14 protein-coding genes are annotated in these 15,345 nt (G+C 68.6%); 13 read left to right on the top strand and 1 reads right to left on the bottom strand.

The window, feature by feature from the left end; all coding sequences use genetic code 11:
• Window positions 1-90: 90 nt before the first annotated feature.
• The 13 genes from BKA16_RS15355 to BKA16_RS15295 all read left to right on the top strand — a co-directional run bounded on the left by BKA16_RS15355 (window position 91) and on the right by BKA16_RS15295 (window position 13,290).
• Window positions 91-1,410 (top strand): glycosyltransferase 87 family protein, encoded by a 1,320-nt coding sequence (locus BKA16_RS15355; protein ID WP_343067447.1) that lies wholly within the window; start codon window positions 91-93, stop codon window positions 1,408-1,410.
• 93 nt (window positions 1,411-1,503) lie between these two features.
• A complete protein-coding gene (locus tag BKA16_RS15350) occupies window positions 1,504-2,736 on the top strand; it encodes an acyl-CoA dehydrogenase family protein (protein WP_183371512.1) in 1,233 nt (410 codons plus the stop codon).
• Window positions 2,737-2,741: 5 nt separating this feature from the next.
• The gene (locus tag BKA16_RS15345) at window positions 2,742-3,863 is read left to right on the top strand and encodes an acyl-CoA dehydrogenase family protein (protein WP_183371511.1); all 1,122 of its coding nucleotides are present in this window, start codon (window positions 2,742-2,744) and stop codon (window positions 3,861-3,863) included.
• A 122-nt stretch (window positions 3,864-3,985) separates the two neighbouring features.
• Window positions 3,986-6,088, top strand: coding sequence for a threonine--tRNA ligase (gene thrS, locus BKA16_RS15340; RefSeq protein ID WP_183371510.1), 2,103 nt, complete (start codon window positions 3,986-3,988; stop codon window positions 6,086-6,088).
• Window positions 6,085-6,642 (top strand): ATP adenylyltransferase, encoded by a 558-nt coding sequence (locus BKA16_RS15335; RefSeq protein ID WP_183371509.1) that lies wholly within the window; start codon window positions 6,085-6,087, stop codon window positions 6,640-6,642. The genes thrS and BKA16_RS15335 overlap by 4 nt, the downstream gene beginning before the upstream one ends.
• Window positions 6,635-7,306, top strand: coding sequence for a phosphatidylinositol phosphate synthase (gene pgsA / locus BKA16_RS15330; protein WP_183371508.1), 672 nt, complete (start codon window positions 6,635-6,637; stop codon window positions 7,304-7,306). Before BKA16_RS15335 ends, pgsA begins: the two co-directional genes overlap by 8 nt.
• A 4-nt stretch (window positions 7,307-7,310) precedes the next feature.
• Complete coding sequence (locus tag BKA16_RS15325) at window positions 7,311-8,237, top strand: phosphatidylinositol mannoside acyltransferase (RefSeq protein WP_183371507.1); 927 nt, start codon at window positions 7,311-7,313, stop codon at window positions 8,235-8,237.
• Entirely contained in the window at window positions 8,234-9,358 is a 1,125-nt protein-coding gene (locus BKA16_RS15320) for a glycosyltransferase (protein ID WP_183371506.1), read from the top strand. Before BKA16_RS15325 ends, BKA16_RS15320 begins: the two co-directional genes overlap by 4 nt.
• Window positions 9,358-9,870, top strand: coding sequence for a LemA family protein (locus tag BKA16_RS15315; protein WP_183371505.1), 513 nt, complete (start codon window positions 9,358-9,360; stop codon window positions 9,868-9,870). The genes BKA16_RS15320 and BKA16_RS15315 overlap by 1 nt, the downstream gene beginning before the upstream one ends.
• 225 nt (window positions 9,871-10,095) lie before the next feature.
• Window positions 10,096-11,001, top strand: a complete 906-nt coding sequence (pdxS, locus tag BKA16_RS15310; RefSeq protein ID WP_183371504.1) for a pyridoxal 5'-phosphate synthase lyase subunit PdxS — start codon at window positions 10,096-10,098, stop codon at window positions 10,999-11,001.
• Window positions 11,002-11,184: 183 nt separating this feature from the next.
• Window positions 11,185-11,970 carry a PP2C family protein-serine/threonine phosphatase gene (locus BKA16_RS15305; protein WP_183371503.1) on the top strand — a complete coding sequence of 262 codons (786 nt, stop codon included), beginning with the start codon at window positions 11,185-11,187 and terminating at the stop codon, window positions 11,968-11,970.
• Window positions 11,971-11,972: 2 nt separating this feature from the next.
• Window positions 11,973-12,701 (top strand): hypothetical protein, encoded by a 729-nt coding sequence (locus BKA16_RS15300; protein WP_183371502.1) that lies wholly within the window; start codon window positions 11,973-11,975, stop codon window positions 12,699-12,701.
• Window positions 12,702-12,831: 130 nt separating this feature from the next.
• On the top strand, window positions 12,832-13,290 hold the full coding sequence (locus BKA16_RS15295; protein WP_183371501.1) for a helix-turn-helix transcriptional regulator: 459 nt from the start codon (window positions 12,832-12,834) through the stop codon (window positions 13,288-13,290).
• Window positions 13,291-13,364: 74 nt separating this feature from the next.
• On the opposite strand, the gene BKA16_RS15290 is transcribed toward BKA16_RS15295, so the two are convergent.
• A complete protein-coding gene (locus BKA16_RS15290) occupies window positions 13,365-15,323 on the bottom strand; it encodes an acyl-CoA dehydrogenase family protein (protein ID WP_183371500.1) in 1,959 nt (652 codons plus the stop codon).
• Window positions 15,324-15,345: the final 22 nt, after the last annotated feature.

The raw sequence follows: 15,345 nt of genomic DNA, 5'->3' as shown, positions 1-15,345 counted from the left end.
CGTCACCAGGATCAACCCGGTAGATCGGATGCTTCGGGCACCGACGTGTCGGGCGCGCCCCACACCACTCGGCGGACGTATCATCTGTGAGTGAGTGACCGCTCGTCGACCAGATCGACGACCCCGACGATGATCGTTCTTGCGGCGTGCGCGGCAGCGCTCGTCATCGCGTGGCACATCTGGGCGGTGCCGTACACGGACCCGGTCTACGGACTGTTCCACAACGGCATCGACACCCGGGTGTACCGCGGCGGCGCCGTCGCGGTGTGGGACCACATGCCGCTGTACGACAAGCCGGTCTACCGGGTGTGGCAGTTCACCTATCCGCCGTTCGCGGCGCTCCTCATGTTCCCGCTCGCCGGTTTCAGCGTGCACACCGCGATGACGCTGTGGAACATCGGCAACGTCGTCTGCCTGTTCCTGTTGGTCCTGGTCTGCATGCGCGGGCTGGCGTTCCGGATCGATCTGCGACTGGTCGTGTTCACCGTCCTGGTCACGATCGCCTCCACCGTCCTCGAACCGATCCACACCACGTTGTGGAACGGACAGATCAACATCGTGCTCGCGTTGATCGTCGTCGCCGATCTGGTGCGGCGCAACAGCACGTTGAGGGGGATCGGCGTCGGACTCGCGGCAGGGGTCAAACTGACCCCGATCTTCTACGTCGCACATCTGATCACCACCCGGCGATTCCGGGCGGCGGCGGTCGCGGTGATCACCTTCGCCGCGACCATCGTCCTGGGAATCGCACTGCTCGGAGGCGAAGGACGCCGGTTCTGGACCGAACAGCTGACCCAGACCGGTCGGATCGGCAGACTGGACGCGCCCGCGAATCAGACCTTCCGCGGCTACTTCGCGCGGCTGGCGACGTTCGACGTCGCGCACCCGCCGTCGTGGCTGTGGCTGCCGATCGGTCTTATCGTCGGGATACTCGGACTGTGGGCGGCGCACGCCGCCTATCGGACCGGTGCCGGTCTGCTCGCCGTCTCGATCACCGGCATGACCTCGTGCGCGGTCGGACCGTTCTCGTGGGGCCACCACTGGGTGTGGGTGCTGCCGCTGCTGCTGATCAGCGTCGTCCACGCGGTGGATACGACGCGCAGGCGCGAGCCGCTCACCTGGCTGTGGTGGCTCGCCCCCGCGGCGATCATCGCGCTGACGTTCACCTACTCGCAGTCGGCGGTGCTGCCGATCATCGGATCCGCGGGCAAGACGATCGACGGCCGCGTCTTCGGCGTGTTCCGCGGGTTCTACGGATCCGAGACCGTCGGCTGGCACCTGCCGCTGCAGTTGATCGCCGGCGGCGCCTATCCGCTGCTTCTACTCGGAACCATCGCGGTGACGCTCGTCTGGGCGCGCCGTCGCGCCCGTCCCGGTGTGGTTCACGACACGTCGACCGAGGCGGCGTGATGTCGTCTTGACATTGCCTCCCGCCCCTGCGTTTCATATCCGAGAACGGTTGTTATCAGAATCTTCGACGGTGAGTCGGAGGAAGGGAAGCACATGGATGTGGAGTGGTCCCCGGCGGACATCGCGTTTCGCGACGAGGTCCGGGCCTTTCTCGAGGAGAAGTTGACACCCGACCTGGCGCATGCCGGACGCTTGATGACCAGCGTCTACTCCGACCATGAGGCGTCGATGGCGTGGCGGGGCATCCTGCACGAACGCGGGTGGGCGGCACCGGCGTGGCCGGTGCGCTACGGCGGGTGCGACTGGAGCCTGACCCAGCATTACATCTTCAGCCGCGAGATGACTCTCGCCGGGGCGCCGGCGCTCTCCCCGATGGGCATACGCATGGTCTCGCACGCGATCATGAAGTTCGGCAGCGACGAACAGAAGGACTACTTCCTGCCGGGGATCCTCACCGGCGAGGTCTTCTTCTGCCAGGGGTACTCCGAACCCGAGGCCGGGTCGGACCTCGCATCGCTGACCATGGCGGCCGTCGACGACGGCGACCATCTCGTCCTGACCGGCAGCAAGATCTGGACGACGCACGCCACCGAGGCCAACTGGATGTTCGCCCTCGTGCGGACCTCGCGCTCCGAGCGCAAGCAGCAGGGCATCACGTTCATCCTCATCGACATGACCCTGCCGGGCATCGAGATCCGGCCCCTGGTGATGACCTCGGGCGAGGAGGTGCAGAACCAGGTGTTCTTCGACCAGGTCCGGGTGCCGAAGTCGGGGGTGCTCGGCGTGATCGACGACGGCTGGACCGTCGCCAAGTACCTGCTGGAGTTCGAGCGCGGAGGCGGCGCCGCGGCGCCCGCGCTCCAGGTGATGCTCGAGAATCTGACGTCCGACGCCGCGGACCGAACGCTTCCCGGTGGCGGACGTCTCCTCGACGACCCGTACTTCGCCGCCAAACTCGCCGATGCGCGCATCCGCACGGAGGTCCTCGAGATCCTCGAATACCGGGTGCTGGCGACCGTCGCGGCGGGTAAGAACCCGGGACCGGCCTCGTCGATGGGCAAGGTGATCTCCACCGAGCTGAGTCAGACGATCACCGAACTGGCGATGGAGGCCGCCGGGCGATACGGCCGCGCCTACCAGCCGCATGTGACCGCACCCGGCGGGCCGATCGCCGAGTACACGCCGCCCGCCGACGGCTATGCGGGCGGACAGCCGTGGCAGGCGGTGGCGCCCCTGCGGTACTTCAACGACCGCGCCGGATCCATCTACGCGGGCAGCAATGAAATCCAACGGAACATTCTCGCTAAAGCAGCTTTGGGGCTCTGACACACATGGACTTCGATCTCACCGCCGAGCAGCAGCTGCTGCGCGACGGACTCACGCACTTCCTGGCCGCACGCTACGACCTCGAGTCGTCGCGCAAGGCCGTCAAGACCGGTGCCGGATGGCAGCCGGAGATCTGGCGGGCGTTCGCCGACGAGCTGGGCATCCTCGGCGCCACCCTTCCCGAATCGGTCGGCGGCATGGGCGGCGGCCCCGCCGAGACCATGGTGATCGCCGAGGCGCTCGGGCACGCACTCGTCGTCGAACCGTACGTGAACACCGTCGTGGTCGCGGGCGGGCTCCTCGCGCGCATCGACTCCCCGGCGGCGCGCGGCGTCGCCGAGAAGATCGCCGAGGGTGACGCGATCGTCGCGTTCGCCGCCGCCGAGGACTCGTCGGACGACCTCGGCACCGTCACGACCACCGCGCGGCGCGACGGCGACGCGTGGGTCCTCGACGGGTTCAAGGCGCTCGTCGTCGACGCACCGCTGGCCACCCATCTGCTCGTCACCGCGCAGACCGACGACGGTGTCGGCCTGTTCGTCGCCGGATACGACGCCGACGCCGCCGGTGTCACCGCCCACGCGATCCGCACCGTCGACGACCGTCAAGCCGCCGACCTCGAGCTGAGCGGCTGGCGGATCCCCGCCGACGCGCTCCTGGCGACCGGCGACGACGCGCTCGCGGTGCTGCACCGCGCCGTCGACGCCGGCGTGGCCGCGATCTGCGCCGAAGCCGTCGGCGCCATGCGCAAGGTGCTCGACGACACCGTCGAGTACAGCAAGCAGCGGCAGCAGTTCGGTGTCCCGCTGAGCAGCTTTCAGGTGCTGAGCCACCGCATGGTCGACATGCTCATCGAGGTCGAACAGGCATCTGCCGCAGCACTTCTCGCGACGATCAAACTCGACGCGGCACCCGACGAGCGCGCCCGTGCGGTCTCCGCGGCCAAGGTCACGATCGGCCGTGCCGCGCGGTTCGTCGGCCAGAACGCGGTGCAGCTGCACGGCGGGATGGGCATGACCGAAGAACTGGCCATCGGCCACTACTTCAAGCGGCTGTCGGCTCTGCAGTACGAGTACGGCACCACCGACCGTCACCTGGCCAGGTACGCGGCACTCACCACGCCCTGACCGTACGACGACGACGGACCGCGCCCGCTGACGGACGCGGTCCGTCGTCGTCCGCGGTGAACCGATACCATCAGGCTCGACAGTTCCCTGTCGTCAGACACGAGAAACACAGGAGTCAGCTAGTGCCCGACAACGTCGCGTCCGCCCAACGAGTTCGCCTTCCCGAGACCGTGCGGGTTCCGGCGGGCACTACTGCGGGGGCAGCCATGCGGGACACTGAGCTGCCCGAGGGCGTGGAACTGCCGAACAAGGGGCCGCAGGCCGTCGTCGTGGTCCGCGAGGCCGACGGCACCCTCCGCGACCTGTCGTGGGCGCCGGACGAGGACGCCTACGTCGAACCCGTCACCGCCGACTCCGACGACGGCCGCTCGGTGATCCGTCACTCGGCCGCGCACGTCCTGGCACAGGCCGTGCAGGAGCTCAATCCGAAGGCGAACCTCGGCATCGGACCGCCGATCACCGACGGCTTCTACTACGACTTCCAGGTGGACGAGCCGTTCACCCCCGAGGATCTGAAGGCCCTCGAGAAGTCGATGAAGAAGATCATCAAGTCGGGGCAGCGCTTCTCGCGCCGCGTCTACGAGTCGAAGGACGCCGCGCGCGCCGAACTCGCCGACGAACCGTTCAAACTGGAACTGATCGACGACAAGGGCGCCGCCGACGACGACGAGATCATGGAGGTCGGCGGCGCCGAGCTCACCGCCTACGACAACCTGAACCCGCGCACCGGCGACCGCGTGTGGGGCGATCTGTGCCGCGGCCCGCACGTGCCGACCACCAAGTACATCGCGGCGTTCAAACTGACCCGCAGTTCGGCCGCGTACTGGCGCGGCGACCAGAGCCTGGCCGATCTGCAGCGCGTGTACGGCACCGCGTGGGAGTCGACCGAGGCGATGGACCTCTACCTCGACCGTCTCGCCGAGGCCGAGAAGCGCGATCACCGTCGCCTGGGCAGCGAGCTGGACCTGTTCAGCTTCCCCGACGAACTCGGCTCGGGTCTGCCGGTGTTCCACCCCAAGGGCGGCATCATCCGCAAGGAGATGGAGGACTACTCGCGCGAGCAGCACGCCGCCGCCGGATACGAGTTCGTCAACACCCCGCACGTCACCAAGGGCCATCTGTTCGAGGTCTCCAAGCACCTCGACTGGTACGCCGACGGCATGTTCCCGCCGATGAAGCTCGACGCCGAGTACAACGAGGACGGAACAGTTCGCAAGCCCGGCCAGGACTACTACGTCAAGCCGATGAACTGCCCGATGCACAATCTGATCTACCGCTCGCGCGGCCGTTCGTACCGGGAGCTTCCGTTGCGGCTCTTCGAGTTCGGCTCGGTGTACCGATACGAGAAGTCCGGGGTCGTCCACGGACTGACTCGCGCACGCGGCTTCACCCAGGACGATGCGCACATCTACTGCACGCAGGAGCAGGTGGTCGAAGAGCTGACCACCACGCTGAACTTCGTGCTCCAGTTACTCAAGGACTACGGCCTGGACGACTACTACCTGGAGTTGTCCACGCAGGACCCGAAGAAGTCAGTCGGGTCGGACGAGGTGTGGGCCGAGGCGACCGACACCCTGCGCCAGGTCGGCGAGGCATCCGGTCTGGAGCTGGTGCCGGATCCTGAAGGCGCCGCGTTCTACGGTCCCAAGATCTCGGTGCAGGTCAAAGACGCGCTCGGTCGCACCTGGCAGATGTCGACGCTGCAACTCGACTTCTTCGAGCCGGAGCTGTTCGAACTCGAGTACACGGCGTCGGACGGCACCAAGAAGCGTCCGGTGATGATTCACCGCGCGCTCTTCGGTTCCATCGAGCGATTCTTCGGCGTCCTCACCGAGCACTACGCCGGCGCCTTCCCGGTCTGGCTCTCGCCGGTCCAGGTGGTCGGCATCCCGGTCGCCGACACGTTCGCGGGTCATCTGCAGACGACGATCAACCGCCTCAAGAGCCGTCGAGTCCGCGCCGAGGTCGATCACTCCGACGATCGGATGCAGAAGAAGATCCGCACCCACACCACCGCGAAGGTCCCGTTCATGCTGCTCGCGGGCGAACGCGACGTCGAAGCGAACGCGGTCAGCTTCCGGTTCCGCGACGGCACTCAGCTCAACGGGGTCGACGTCGACGACGCCGTCGTCGCGATCGACGAGTGGGAGGAGTCGCGGCGCAACGACTCGCCGACCGCCGACACCGTGCGCGAGTTCGTCGAGCTGGTGAGGAAACGCCGATGACCGCGCCCGAGGGATCGGCGCGCAAGGCGCTCGAACGCCTCTGGACCCCGCATCGGATGAGCTACATCACCGCGGAGGCGCCGAAGAGGGCGTCCGACGGCGGTGAACTCACCGGGCACCCGTTCCTCGACATCCCGCGGATGACCGACGAGGAGGGGCTCATCGTGGCTCGCGGCGAGTGGGTCTACGCCGTGCTCAACCTGTACCCCTACAACCCCGGCCACACCATGATCGTGCCGTACCGTCAGGTCGCCGACCTGGAGGAGCTCACCGTCGACGAGTCGCGGGAGCTGATGGCGTTCACCCAGCATCTGATCCGGGTGATCAAGTCGGTGTCGAACCCGAACGCGTTCAACGTCGGGCTCAACCTCGGTGCGGCGGCGGGCGGCTCGCTGTCGGAACACCTGCACCAGCATGTCGTGCCACGATGGACGGGCGACGCGAACTTCATCACCGTCGTCGGCGACACCAAGGTGATGCCGCAACTGCTTCAAGACACGCGCGCGCTGCTCGCGCGGGCGTGGACGGACCTCGGGGGACCAGCACGTGCTTAGCATCAAGGGTCGCGCGTCGGTGTCGAAGGTGACGCTGCCGATCGGTCGCGCACTCATCCGCACCGGACTGACGCCGGACATCATGACGATCGTCGGCACGGTGATCACCGTCGCCGCGTCGATCTGGCTGTTCTCCCAGGGCCACCTGTTCGCCGGCGCGCTCGTGACGTGGGCGTTCGTCATGTTCGACATGCTCGACGGTGCGATGGCCCGGGCGCGCGGCGGCGGCACCCGTTTCGGTTCGGTGCTCGACGCGACCTGCGACCGCATCGCCGACGGTGCGATCTTCGGCGGCCTCGCCTGGTGGGCGGCCGTCCAGGAGCCGCACCGACTCCTGCTGATCGCGACGCTGATCTGCCTGGTGACCTCGCAGGTCATCTCCTATGCGAAAGCGCGCGCCGAGGCCGCGGGCCTCAACGGCGACGGCGGGCTCATCGAACGCCCGGACCGGCTGATCATCGTCCTCGTGGGCGCGGGGTTCACCGACTTCCCGGGACTGCACTGGGGCTGGGCGATCCACGTCGCCATGTGGATTCTGGCGGTGCTCAGCGTGATCACCGTCGCTCAGCGCATGTGGTCGATCTACTGCTCGCCGGGCGCCCGGGATCTGATCCCCTCGGCCGCACCCGCCGAGGACGCCGACGACGCCGAGCCGGAGGCCTGACCCGGTGCTGGGCGGACTCACGGACCTCGTGTCGGATCTGGGCTACCGCGCGGGCTGGGCCGCGGTGAAGCACTCCCCGGAGGCTCTCGCGCGCGGTGTGTTCGACGCCGCCGGAACGTTCGCGGGCCGGCGCAACGGGGGACCGGTTCAACTGCGGAAGAACCTGGCGCGCGTCATCGGCGCCCCGACGGCGGCCGACGTGCCCGACGCTCTCGTCGAAGAGGCGATGCGCTCGTACGCCCGATACTGGCGGGAGGCGTTCCGACTGCCGACGACCGACCCCGACGACATCGTGGCGAGCGTGTCGATGACCGACCACGACCGGCGGGCGATCGACGCGTCGATCCGTTCCGGACGCGGTGTCGTCATGGCGCTGCCGCACTCCGGCAACTGGGACATCGCAGGGGTGTGGCTGGTCAAGCACTACGGCCAGTTCGCGACCGTCGCCGAGCGACTCGAACCCGAATCGCTGTTCGACCAGTTCGTCGCCTACCGCGAATCGCTCGGCTTCGAGGTCTTTCCGCTGACCGGCGGCGAACAGCCCCCGTTCGATCTGCTCGCCGAGCGGCTGCGCGCCGGGGGCCTGGTGTGCCTGATGGCCGATCGCGATCTGTCCGCGCACGGTGTCCCGGTGACCATGTTCGGCGAGAAGACCCGCATTCCGGCGGGATCGGCCAAACTCGCCATCGAGACCGGCGCCGTGCTGCACGCGGTGCACCACAGCTACACCGGGGTCGGGACGTCGCAACTGAGCTGCGGGACCGTCATCGACACCGACGGCGGCGTCGCGCCCACCGCGCAGCGCCTCGCCGACGCGTTCACCCGGGACATCGCCACCGCGCCCGCCGACTGGCACATGCTGCAGCCGCTGTGGGAGGCCGACTGGTCCGCCGAGCGTCGTGCTCGACTGGGAGTGGAGCGCGACGGGTGAGGATCGGCATGATCTGCCCGTACGCGTTCGACATCCCCGGCGGCGTGCAGGCGCACGTCGTCGAACTCGCCGAAGTGTTCATCGGACGCGGCCACGAGGTGCGCGTCCTGGCGCCCGCCGGACCGGACATCGTGCTGCCCGACTACGTCGACTCGGCGGGACCGGCGCTCGGCATCCCGTACAACGGGTCGGTGTCCCGGGTCACCTTCTCCCCGAAGGCCTACCAGCGGCTGCGCCGATGGATCGCCGACCACGAGTTCGACGTCCTGCACGTTCACGAGCCGAACTCGCCGAGTCTGTCGATGCTCGCGCTGATGATCGCCAGCGGTCCGATCGTCACGACCTTCCACACCGCGACCACGAAGTCGTTGTGGCTGTCGCTCTTCGACTCCGTGCTCCGTCAGTTCCGGGAACGGATCAGCGGTAAGATCGCCGTCTCCGAACTCGCTCGGCGCTGGCAGATGGAATCCCTCGGCAACGACGCGATCGAGATCCCCAACGGCGTCGACGTCGGCGCCTTCGCACGCGCCACGCCGCTCGAGGGATACCCGCGAGACGGCCGGACCGTGATGTTCCTCGGCCGGTTCGACGAGCCGCGCAAGGGCATCGACATCCTGATGCGCGCCCTGCCGAGCATCGTCGACGAGTTCCCCGACGTCCAGGTGCTGGTGGTCGGCGGCGGCAACGAGGCGGCGCTGCGCCGACGCGCGGGCGCCCTGGCCGACCACCTGCGCTTCCTGGGCATGGTCGACGACGAGACCAAGGCGCGCGCCCTGCGCAGCTCCGACGTGTACGTCGCTCCCAACCTGGGCGGCGAGAGCTTCGGCATCGTGCTGGTCGAGGCCATGGCCGCCGAAGCGGCCGTCGTGGCCAGCGACCTCGTCGCGTTCTCCCGCGTCCTCGACGGCGGGCAAGCCGGCCGGCTGGTGTCGACCGGGTCGCCCGCGGCGCTCGCCGAGCAGGTGACCGCACTGCTGCGCGACGACGGTCTCCGCGCCGAACTCATCGCGCGCGGGCGCGACCGCGCCGACCTGTACGACTGGTCGCGGGTCGCCGACCAGATCCAGCGTGTGTACGACACCGTGACCCACGGTGCGGGCCCCGTGGTGGTGTCCGACTGATGAGTGCCGCCTCCTGGATCGTCACGATCGTCGTCGTGCTCGCCGTGATCGGGTCGATCTGGCTCGCCGTCCTGTCGACGACGCGGGCCTCCCGACTGCACCGCCTGCACATCCGCGGCGACCTCGCCCGAGGGGCGCTGCGCGCCGCACTCGACCGCCGAGTCGACGTGGTGCGGGCGATCGCCCGCGCCGACCCGGACGCGCACGGCGCGCAGGCACTGCTGGACGCCGCCGACGCGGCCGCCGCCGCCGACCTCGCATCCCGCGAGGCCCCCGAGAACCTGCTGTCCACGGCCATCGCCTACGCCGACGCGGACCGTCGACCTTCCGAGCTGACCGCCGACCTCACCGACGCCCAGATCCGCGTCGGAATGGCGCGGCGGTTCTACAACGACGCGGTCCGCGACACCCGCAATCTGCGTGGTCGGCGGATGGTCCGCTGGCTGCACCTGGCGGGCCACGCCCCGATGCCGGCCTACTTCGAGATCACCGAACGCGTCACTCGCGGCTGACCCGTCCGCGGGTGTGCCCCTCGACTCGCGGGCGCGACGGTCCGGCGAAGCCGACACCGGCTCGATACGCCCGCGCCTCGATCCGCCGGCGACCGCTCCGGCCGGTGAGTCCGTGATCTGCGGAAGTGCTCGTGGTCCGCTTACCGACCCGGCGTTGGTCGCCGCCCGGTCGATCGGGTTTACTTATGTGGTCAGTTCGCAGCACAGACCAAGGAGCACCGCACCGTGACGACCGATCCGCAGAACACCCCGGCAACCGGTACCGCCCGCGTCAAGCGCGGTATGGCGGAAATGCTGAAGGGCGGCGTGATCATGGACGTGGTCACCCCCGAGCAGGCGAAGATCGCCGAGGACGCCGGTGCGGTCGCCGTGATGGCCCTCGAGCGCGTGCCCGCCGACATCCGGGCCCAGGGCGGTGTGTCGCGCATGTCCGATCCGGACATGATCGACGGGATCATCGAGGCCGTGTCGATCCCGGTGATGGCCAAGGCTCGGATCGGTCACTTCGTCGAGGCGCAGATCCTGCAGAGCCTGGGGGTGGACTATGTCGACGAGTCGGAGGTGTTGACTCCCGCCGATTTCGAGAACCACATCGACAAGTTCGCGTTCACGGTGCCGTTCGTGTGCGGCGCGACCAACCTGGGTGAGGCGTTGCGGCGGATCAACGAGGGGGCGGCGATGATCCGCTCGAAGGGTGAGGCCGGCACCGGTGACGTGTCGAATGCGACCACCCACATGCGGAAGATCCGTCAGGAGATCCGTCGTCTGACGTCGCTGCCCGAGGACGAGTTGTTCGTGGCGGCGAAGGAGTTGCAGGCGCCGTACGAGTTGGTCGTGGAGGTGGCCAGGGCGGGCAAGCTGCCGGTCACGTTGTTCACCGCGGGTGGTATCGCGACGCCGGCGGATGCGGCGATGATGATGCAGCTCGGCGCCGAGGGCGTGTTCGTGGGGTCGGGGATCTTCAAGTCGGGGAATCCGGCTCAGCGTGCGGCCGCGATCGTGAAGGCGACGACGTTCCATGACGATCCGGATGTGTTGGCGCAGGTCTCGCGTGGTCTGGGGGAGGCGATGGTGGGTATCAACGTCGACGAGCCCGCACGGTCGATCCAGTTCGCCGAACGCGGATGGTGAGTCGGGGCCCGACCCGCTCGTGATGCCCACACCGCTGTGATCCTCGTGGGCGATCTCGACTATTCTGTCGGGCATGGTTTGTGCTGTGACAGGGTAGAGATCAGTACTGGGACGCCCCGCCTCGTTGAGCGGTCGATGAGACGTCTCGCGTGATGAGTCAGTGGCCGGAGGGACAGGAACAGCATGGACGACACCGTCATCTTGCGTGACGTAGCGCAGACCGGGCAGGACGTGGTCGGCGACGTGACCGTCGACTGGTCCGTGGTGTGCCATGTCGGTCGGGTCCGCGAGGCCAATGAGGACGCGGCCCTCGCCCTGCCCGGGCGCTACCTCGTCGCCGACGGCATGGGCGGCCACGACAGCGGAGAGCTCGCCAGCGAGGCCGCGCTCCTCACCTTGAGTCAGGCGCCCGTCGGCGAGGACTTCGACGCCACCCGCACCGACATCGCGGGACTTCTCGTCGCGGCGCAGGAGAAGATCGGGGCCTTCGGGTCCGACACGGGTCGCCGCGCCGGAACCACGACGACCGGTGTCGTCATGGCCGCGGGCGACGACGGTCCCGCCTGGGTCGCGTTCAACATCGGCGACTCGCGGACCTACCTGTACTCGCAGGGTTCGCTCACTCAGGTGAGCGTCGATCACTCGCAGGTCCAGGAGCTCGTCGACGCGGGCTATCTGACGCCGGAGCAGGCCCGGGTCGACTCGCGCCGCAACGTGATCACCCGTGCTCTCGGCGCGGGGATGGCCGAGCCGGTGGCCGACTACTTCGCCTTCGCCGCGGTGCCGGGCGACATCGTCGTACTGTGCTCGGACGGCCTCGACGGCGAGCTCGCCGACTCCGAGATCGCCGCCGTCCTCGCCGCCGCGGACGGCGACGTGGAAGTCGCCGCCGCCGCACTCGTCGAAGCCGCGCTCGACAGCGGAGCCCACGACAACGTCACCGTCGCCGCGTTGACGGTGAGTCGATAGCGGTGCAGGCCTCGGGCCACGGCACGACGTTCGTCGAATTCGTCGGGGAACGCTACCCCGTCGTCCCCGGACAACCGTTCTACATCGGCCGCGAGGCCACGCTCACCGTCGACGACAACCCGTATCTGCATCGCCGGTTCCTGCTGTTGCACGACGAGAACGGCATGTGGTGGCTCACCAATCTGGGCACCCACCTGTCGGCGACGGTCACCGCCGCCGACCTCGGCTTCACCGCCACGCTCGGGCCGGGTGCGCGGATGCCGCTGGTGTTCGGCCGCACCAGCATCGTGTTCGCGGCCGGCCCCACCACCTACGAGGTACAGGTCCAGGCCGGCGCACCCGCGGTGGCCCCGCCGCCGCCCGGGACGACGGTCGGCGGCGACACCACCAGGGGAGTGCCCAACTTCACCGACAGCCAGAAACTGGCCGTCCTCGTCCTCGCCGAGGCCATCCTGCGCCGCGACGGCACCGGCGCCAGCGCGTTGCCGAGTTCGGCGCAGGCCGCCGCCCGCCTGGGATGGTCGTTGACCAAGTTCAACCGCAAGCTCGACAACGTCTGCGACAAACTCGACATGATCGGGGTCGGCGGCATGCGCGCGGGCGGCGGGCGACTCGCCTCCAACCGACGACTCAAGCTCGTCGAGTACGCGCTGTCGACCGGACTCGTGAGTCGCGGCGATCTGCCGATGCTCGACGCGGAGTACGCGCGCAACACGAATCCGCCGACCTGAAAAACAGGGTTTGACCTGCGTCGATACCATGGGTAGTTCTCCCCATCGCGTTATGGTCGGCGTCACCATAACGTTCTTCTCAACAGCCCGGTGACCGACCGGCCCGGGCAGGTACGAAAGGGAAGAACAGATGACCGCCGCCGCGATCCACTCCACCGCAGGACACTCGACCGCAGGACGTCTCACCGTTTCGACACCGGCCCGATCGGCCTCGGCCGACGCCCGTCGCCGCGAGGCTCTGGCGCGTCTGTCCGCCCGGGTGATGCCGCTGCCCGGCCGACCCGTGTACGTCGAGGCGCCGTTGAGCCGTCGCGGCCACCTGACCGCCGTCGCATCGATCGAGCCGGCCGCTCCGGAACTGCCCCGCCCGACGCTGACCGACCGCGAGGTGCAGGTGCTGCGCACCTGGCTGATGGTCGACTCGAAGCCCGTATGCGGCGACGAGCTCCACATCTCGCTCGGTACCGTCAACACGCACCTGACGCGCATCCGCGCCAAGTACGCCGAGATCGGCCGACCGGCCTCCACCAAGGCCGCTCTCGTGGCCCGCGCCATCCAGGACGACATCGTCGACATCGACGAGCTGTGACGGGGTCGACTCCGGTCGACCGGTGAGCGGGGCTCGACCGGCGACAGGAACCGACCGGCGAGAGGAGACTCGCGTCAGCCGTGTCGGATCATCGGCACGTCGAGAGCGACGTCGGGGACGCCGAACGCGTCGACCAGGGCGTCGGCGTGCGGGCGCAGGGTTCCGCACAGATCATTGACGCCGCGGCGGATGGCCTTGGCCCGCTCCACCGAGACGTGCCGGTGCATCAGGAACCATCCGAGATCCTCTTCCAGCAGCGAATAGACGAACAGATCGCGCACCCGCTTGAGCACCGTCCGAGCGGCCCGATCCTCGACCGAGCCGATCACGTCGACGAAGATCTCCAGCACGATGCGCTCGATGTGGGCGTCGCCGACCTTGATCAGGTGGTCCTGGGTCTCGGTGAACACCTCCTGCGCGTCGGCGTCGTCGGCGGAGGCCCGCTGCATCCGGGCCGCCGCGGTCCGGAGCAGATGATCCTCCCGATTGCGCAGCAACCGCAGCTGCGTGCCTGGATGCGTGAGATCGCTGTCCTCGGGATCCTCGTCCGAATCGTCCAACAGCGTCTGCACCACCTGTCGCGCCGCCGTCTTCTCCAAGGCGATGTCCCGGACCGTCGACGCCACGAACCGGATCCAGCCGACCGCGTCCAGATCGGACATGTCGGCGGCGTACGCGGTCAGCAGGTTCTTCGCCACCAACTGCCGCAGGATCAGATTGTCGCCCTCGAACGTGGTGAACACGTCGATGTCGCCGCGCAGCAACGACAAGCGGTTCTCGTCGAGATAGCCCGCGCCGCCGCACGCCTCACGCGCCTGCGAGACGGCCTGGGACGCGAGCGCGGTGTGCCCGGCCTTGATGGCGGCCGCCTTCACCTCCAGCTTGCGAACCGCGTCCGGATCGGCCTCGCTCGGGTCCCCGGACTGCAACTCGTGGAGTTCGGCGACCACCTCGTTCTGGGCGACGGCGAACGCATACGCCCGCGCGACCAGCGGCAAGAGGCGACGCTGATGCGTCCGGTAGTCCAGCAGGACCAACTCGTCGTCGCTGTCGGGCGCCGAGAACTGTCGTCGTACCAGGGCGTACTTGACGGCCGTCGCCAGTCCCAGACGTCCGGCGGCACCCGCCGCCGCGCCGACGGTCACCCGGCCGCGGATCAGCGTGCCGAGCATCGTGAAGAAGCGTCGGTTCACCGATTCGATCGGGCTCGAGTACGTCCCGTCGGCGGCGACGTCCCCGTACCGGTTCAGCAGGTCGTCGCGCGGGATCCGCACGTGATCGAAGACGATCCGACCGTTGTCGACGCCCGGCAGGCCGCCCTTGCGTCCGCAGTCGGAGGTGGTGACACCGGGCAGGTCGTTCCCGTCGTCGTCCCGGATCCGGACGACGAAGCAGTGCACGCCGCGCCCCTGCTGCTCCTCGCCCGGCCCCGCCGTGATCAACTGCGCGAACACCGCCGCATACCGGGCGTGCTGCGCCGCGCCGCCGATGTAGTCCTTGCGCGCGCTCGCGGTCGGCGAGGTGATCTCGAACTCGCCGGTCTCGGGCAGGTACGTCGCCGTGGTCTCCAGCGCCTGGACATTGGAACCGTGACCGGTCTCGGTCATGGCGAAACAGCCGAGAACGTCCAGATCGATGGTGCCGCGGACGTACCGCTCGTGATGGCGCGCGGTGCCGAGGTTCTCGATCGCGCCGCCGAAGAGTCCCCACTGGACGCCGGCCTTCACCATGAGCGACAGATCGCCGTACCCGAGGGTCTCGATCGCGGTCACCGCGGCCCCCACGTCGCCGGTGCCGCCGTGCGAGGCGGCGAACCCGTCGGCCGGGAAGCCGAGCGGGACCATCGCCGTCATCTGCTCGAGCATCCGGGCTCGGTACTCGGGGATGGACAGATCGCTGCGCGGTACGACGTCGTCGGCGGCGATGTGCGCGCGCACCGCGTCGCGCGTGGCGCTCCACCGCCCGTCCAGGACATCGCGGAGGAGGTCGGTCAGATCGGTGGCTGTGGTGTGCTCGGCGTCGGCTCCAGTCATGCCGCGAGCGTACCCAGGAAGC

The sequence above is a fragment of the Gordonia humi genome (assembly GCF_014197435.1).
In the GTDB taxonomy this organism is placed as follows: domain Bacteria; phylum Actinomycetota; class Actinomycetes; order Mycobacteriales; family Mycobacteriaceae; genus Gordonia; species Gordonia humi.
This window is presented reverse-complemented; position numbering and strand designations above follow the sequence as displayed.

What these genes read in the sequence shown, in the direction of transcription:
- BKA16_RS15350 (WP_183371512.1), top strand. Translation starts at nt 1,504, where the DNA reads ATGGATGTGGAGTGGTCCCCGGCGGACATCGCGTTTCGCGACGAGGTC.
- BKA16_RS15345 (WP_183371511.1), top strand. Translation starts at nt 2,742, where the DNA reads ATGGACTTCGATCTCACCGCCGAGCAGCAGCTGCTGCGCGACGGACTC.
- BKA16_RS15335 (WP_183371509.1), top strand. Translation starts at nt 6,085, where the DNA reads ATGACCGCGCCCGAGGGATCGGCGCGCAAGGCGCTCGAACGCCTCTGG.
- BKA16_RS15315 (WP_183371505.1), top strand. Translation starts at nt 9,358, where the DNA reads ATGAGTGCCGCCTCCTGGATCGTCACGATCGTCGTCGTGCTCGCCGTG.
- BKA16_RS15305 (WP_183371503.1), top strand. Translation starts at nt 11,185, where the DNA reads ATGGACGACACCGTCATCTTGCGTGACGTAGCGCAGACCGGGCAGGAC.
- BKA16_RS15295 (WP_183371501.1), top strand. Translation starts at nt 12,832, where the DNA reads ATGACCGCCGCCGCGATCCACTCCACCGCAGGACACTCGACCGCAGGA.
- BKA16_RS15290 (WP_183371500.1), bottom strand. Translation starts at nt 15,323, where the DNA reads ATGACTGGAGCCGACGCCGAGCACACCACAGCCACCGATCTGACCGAC.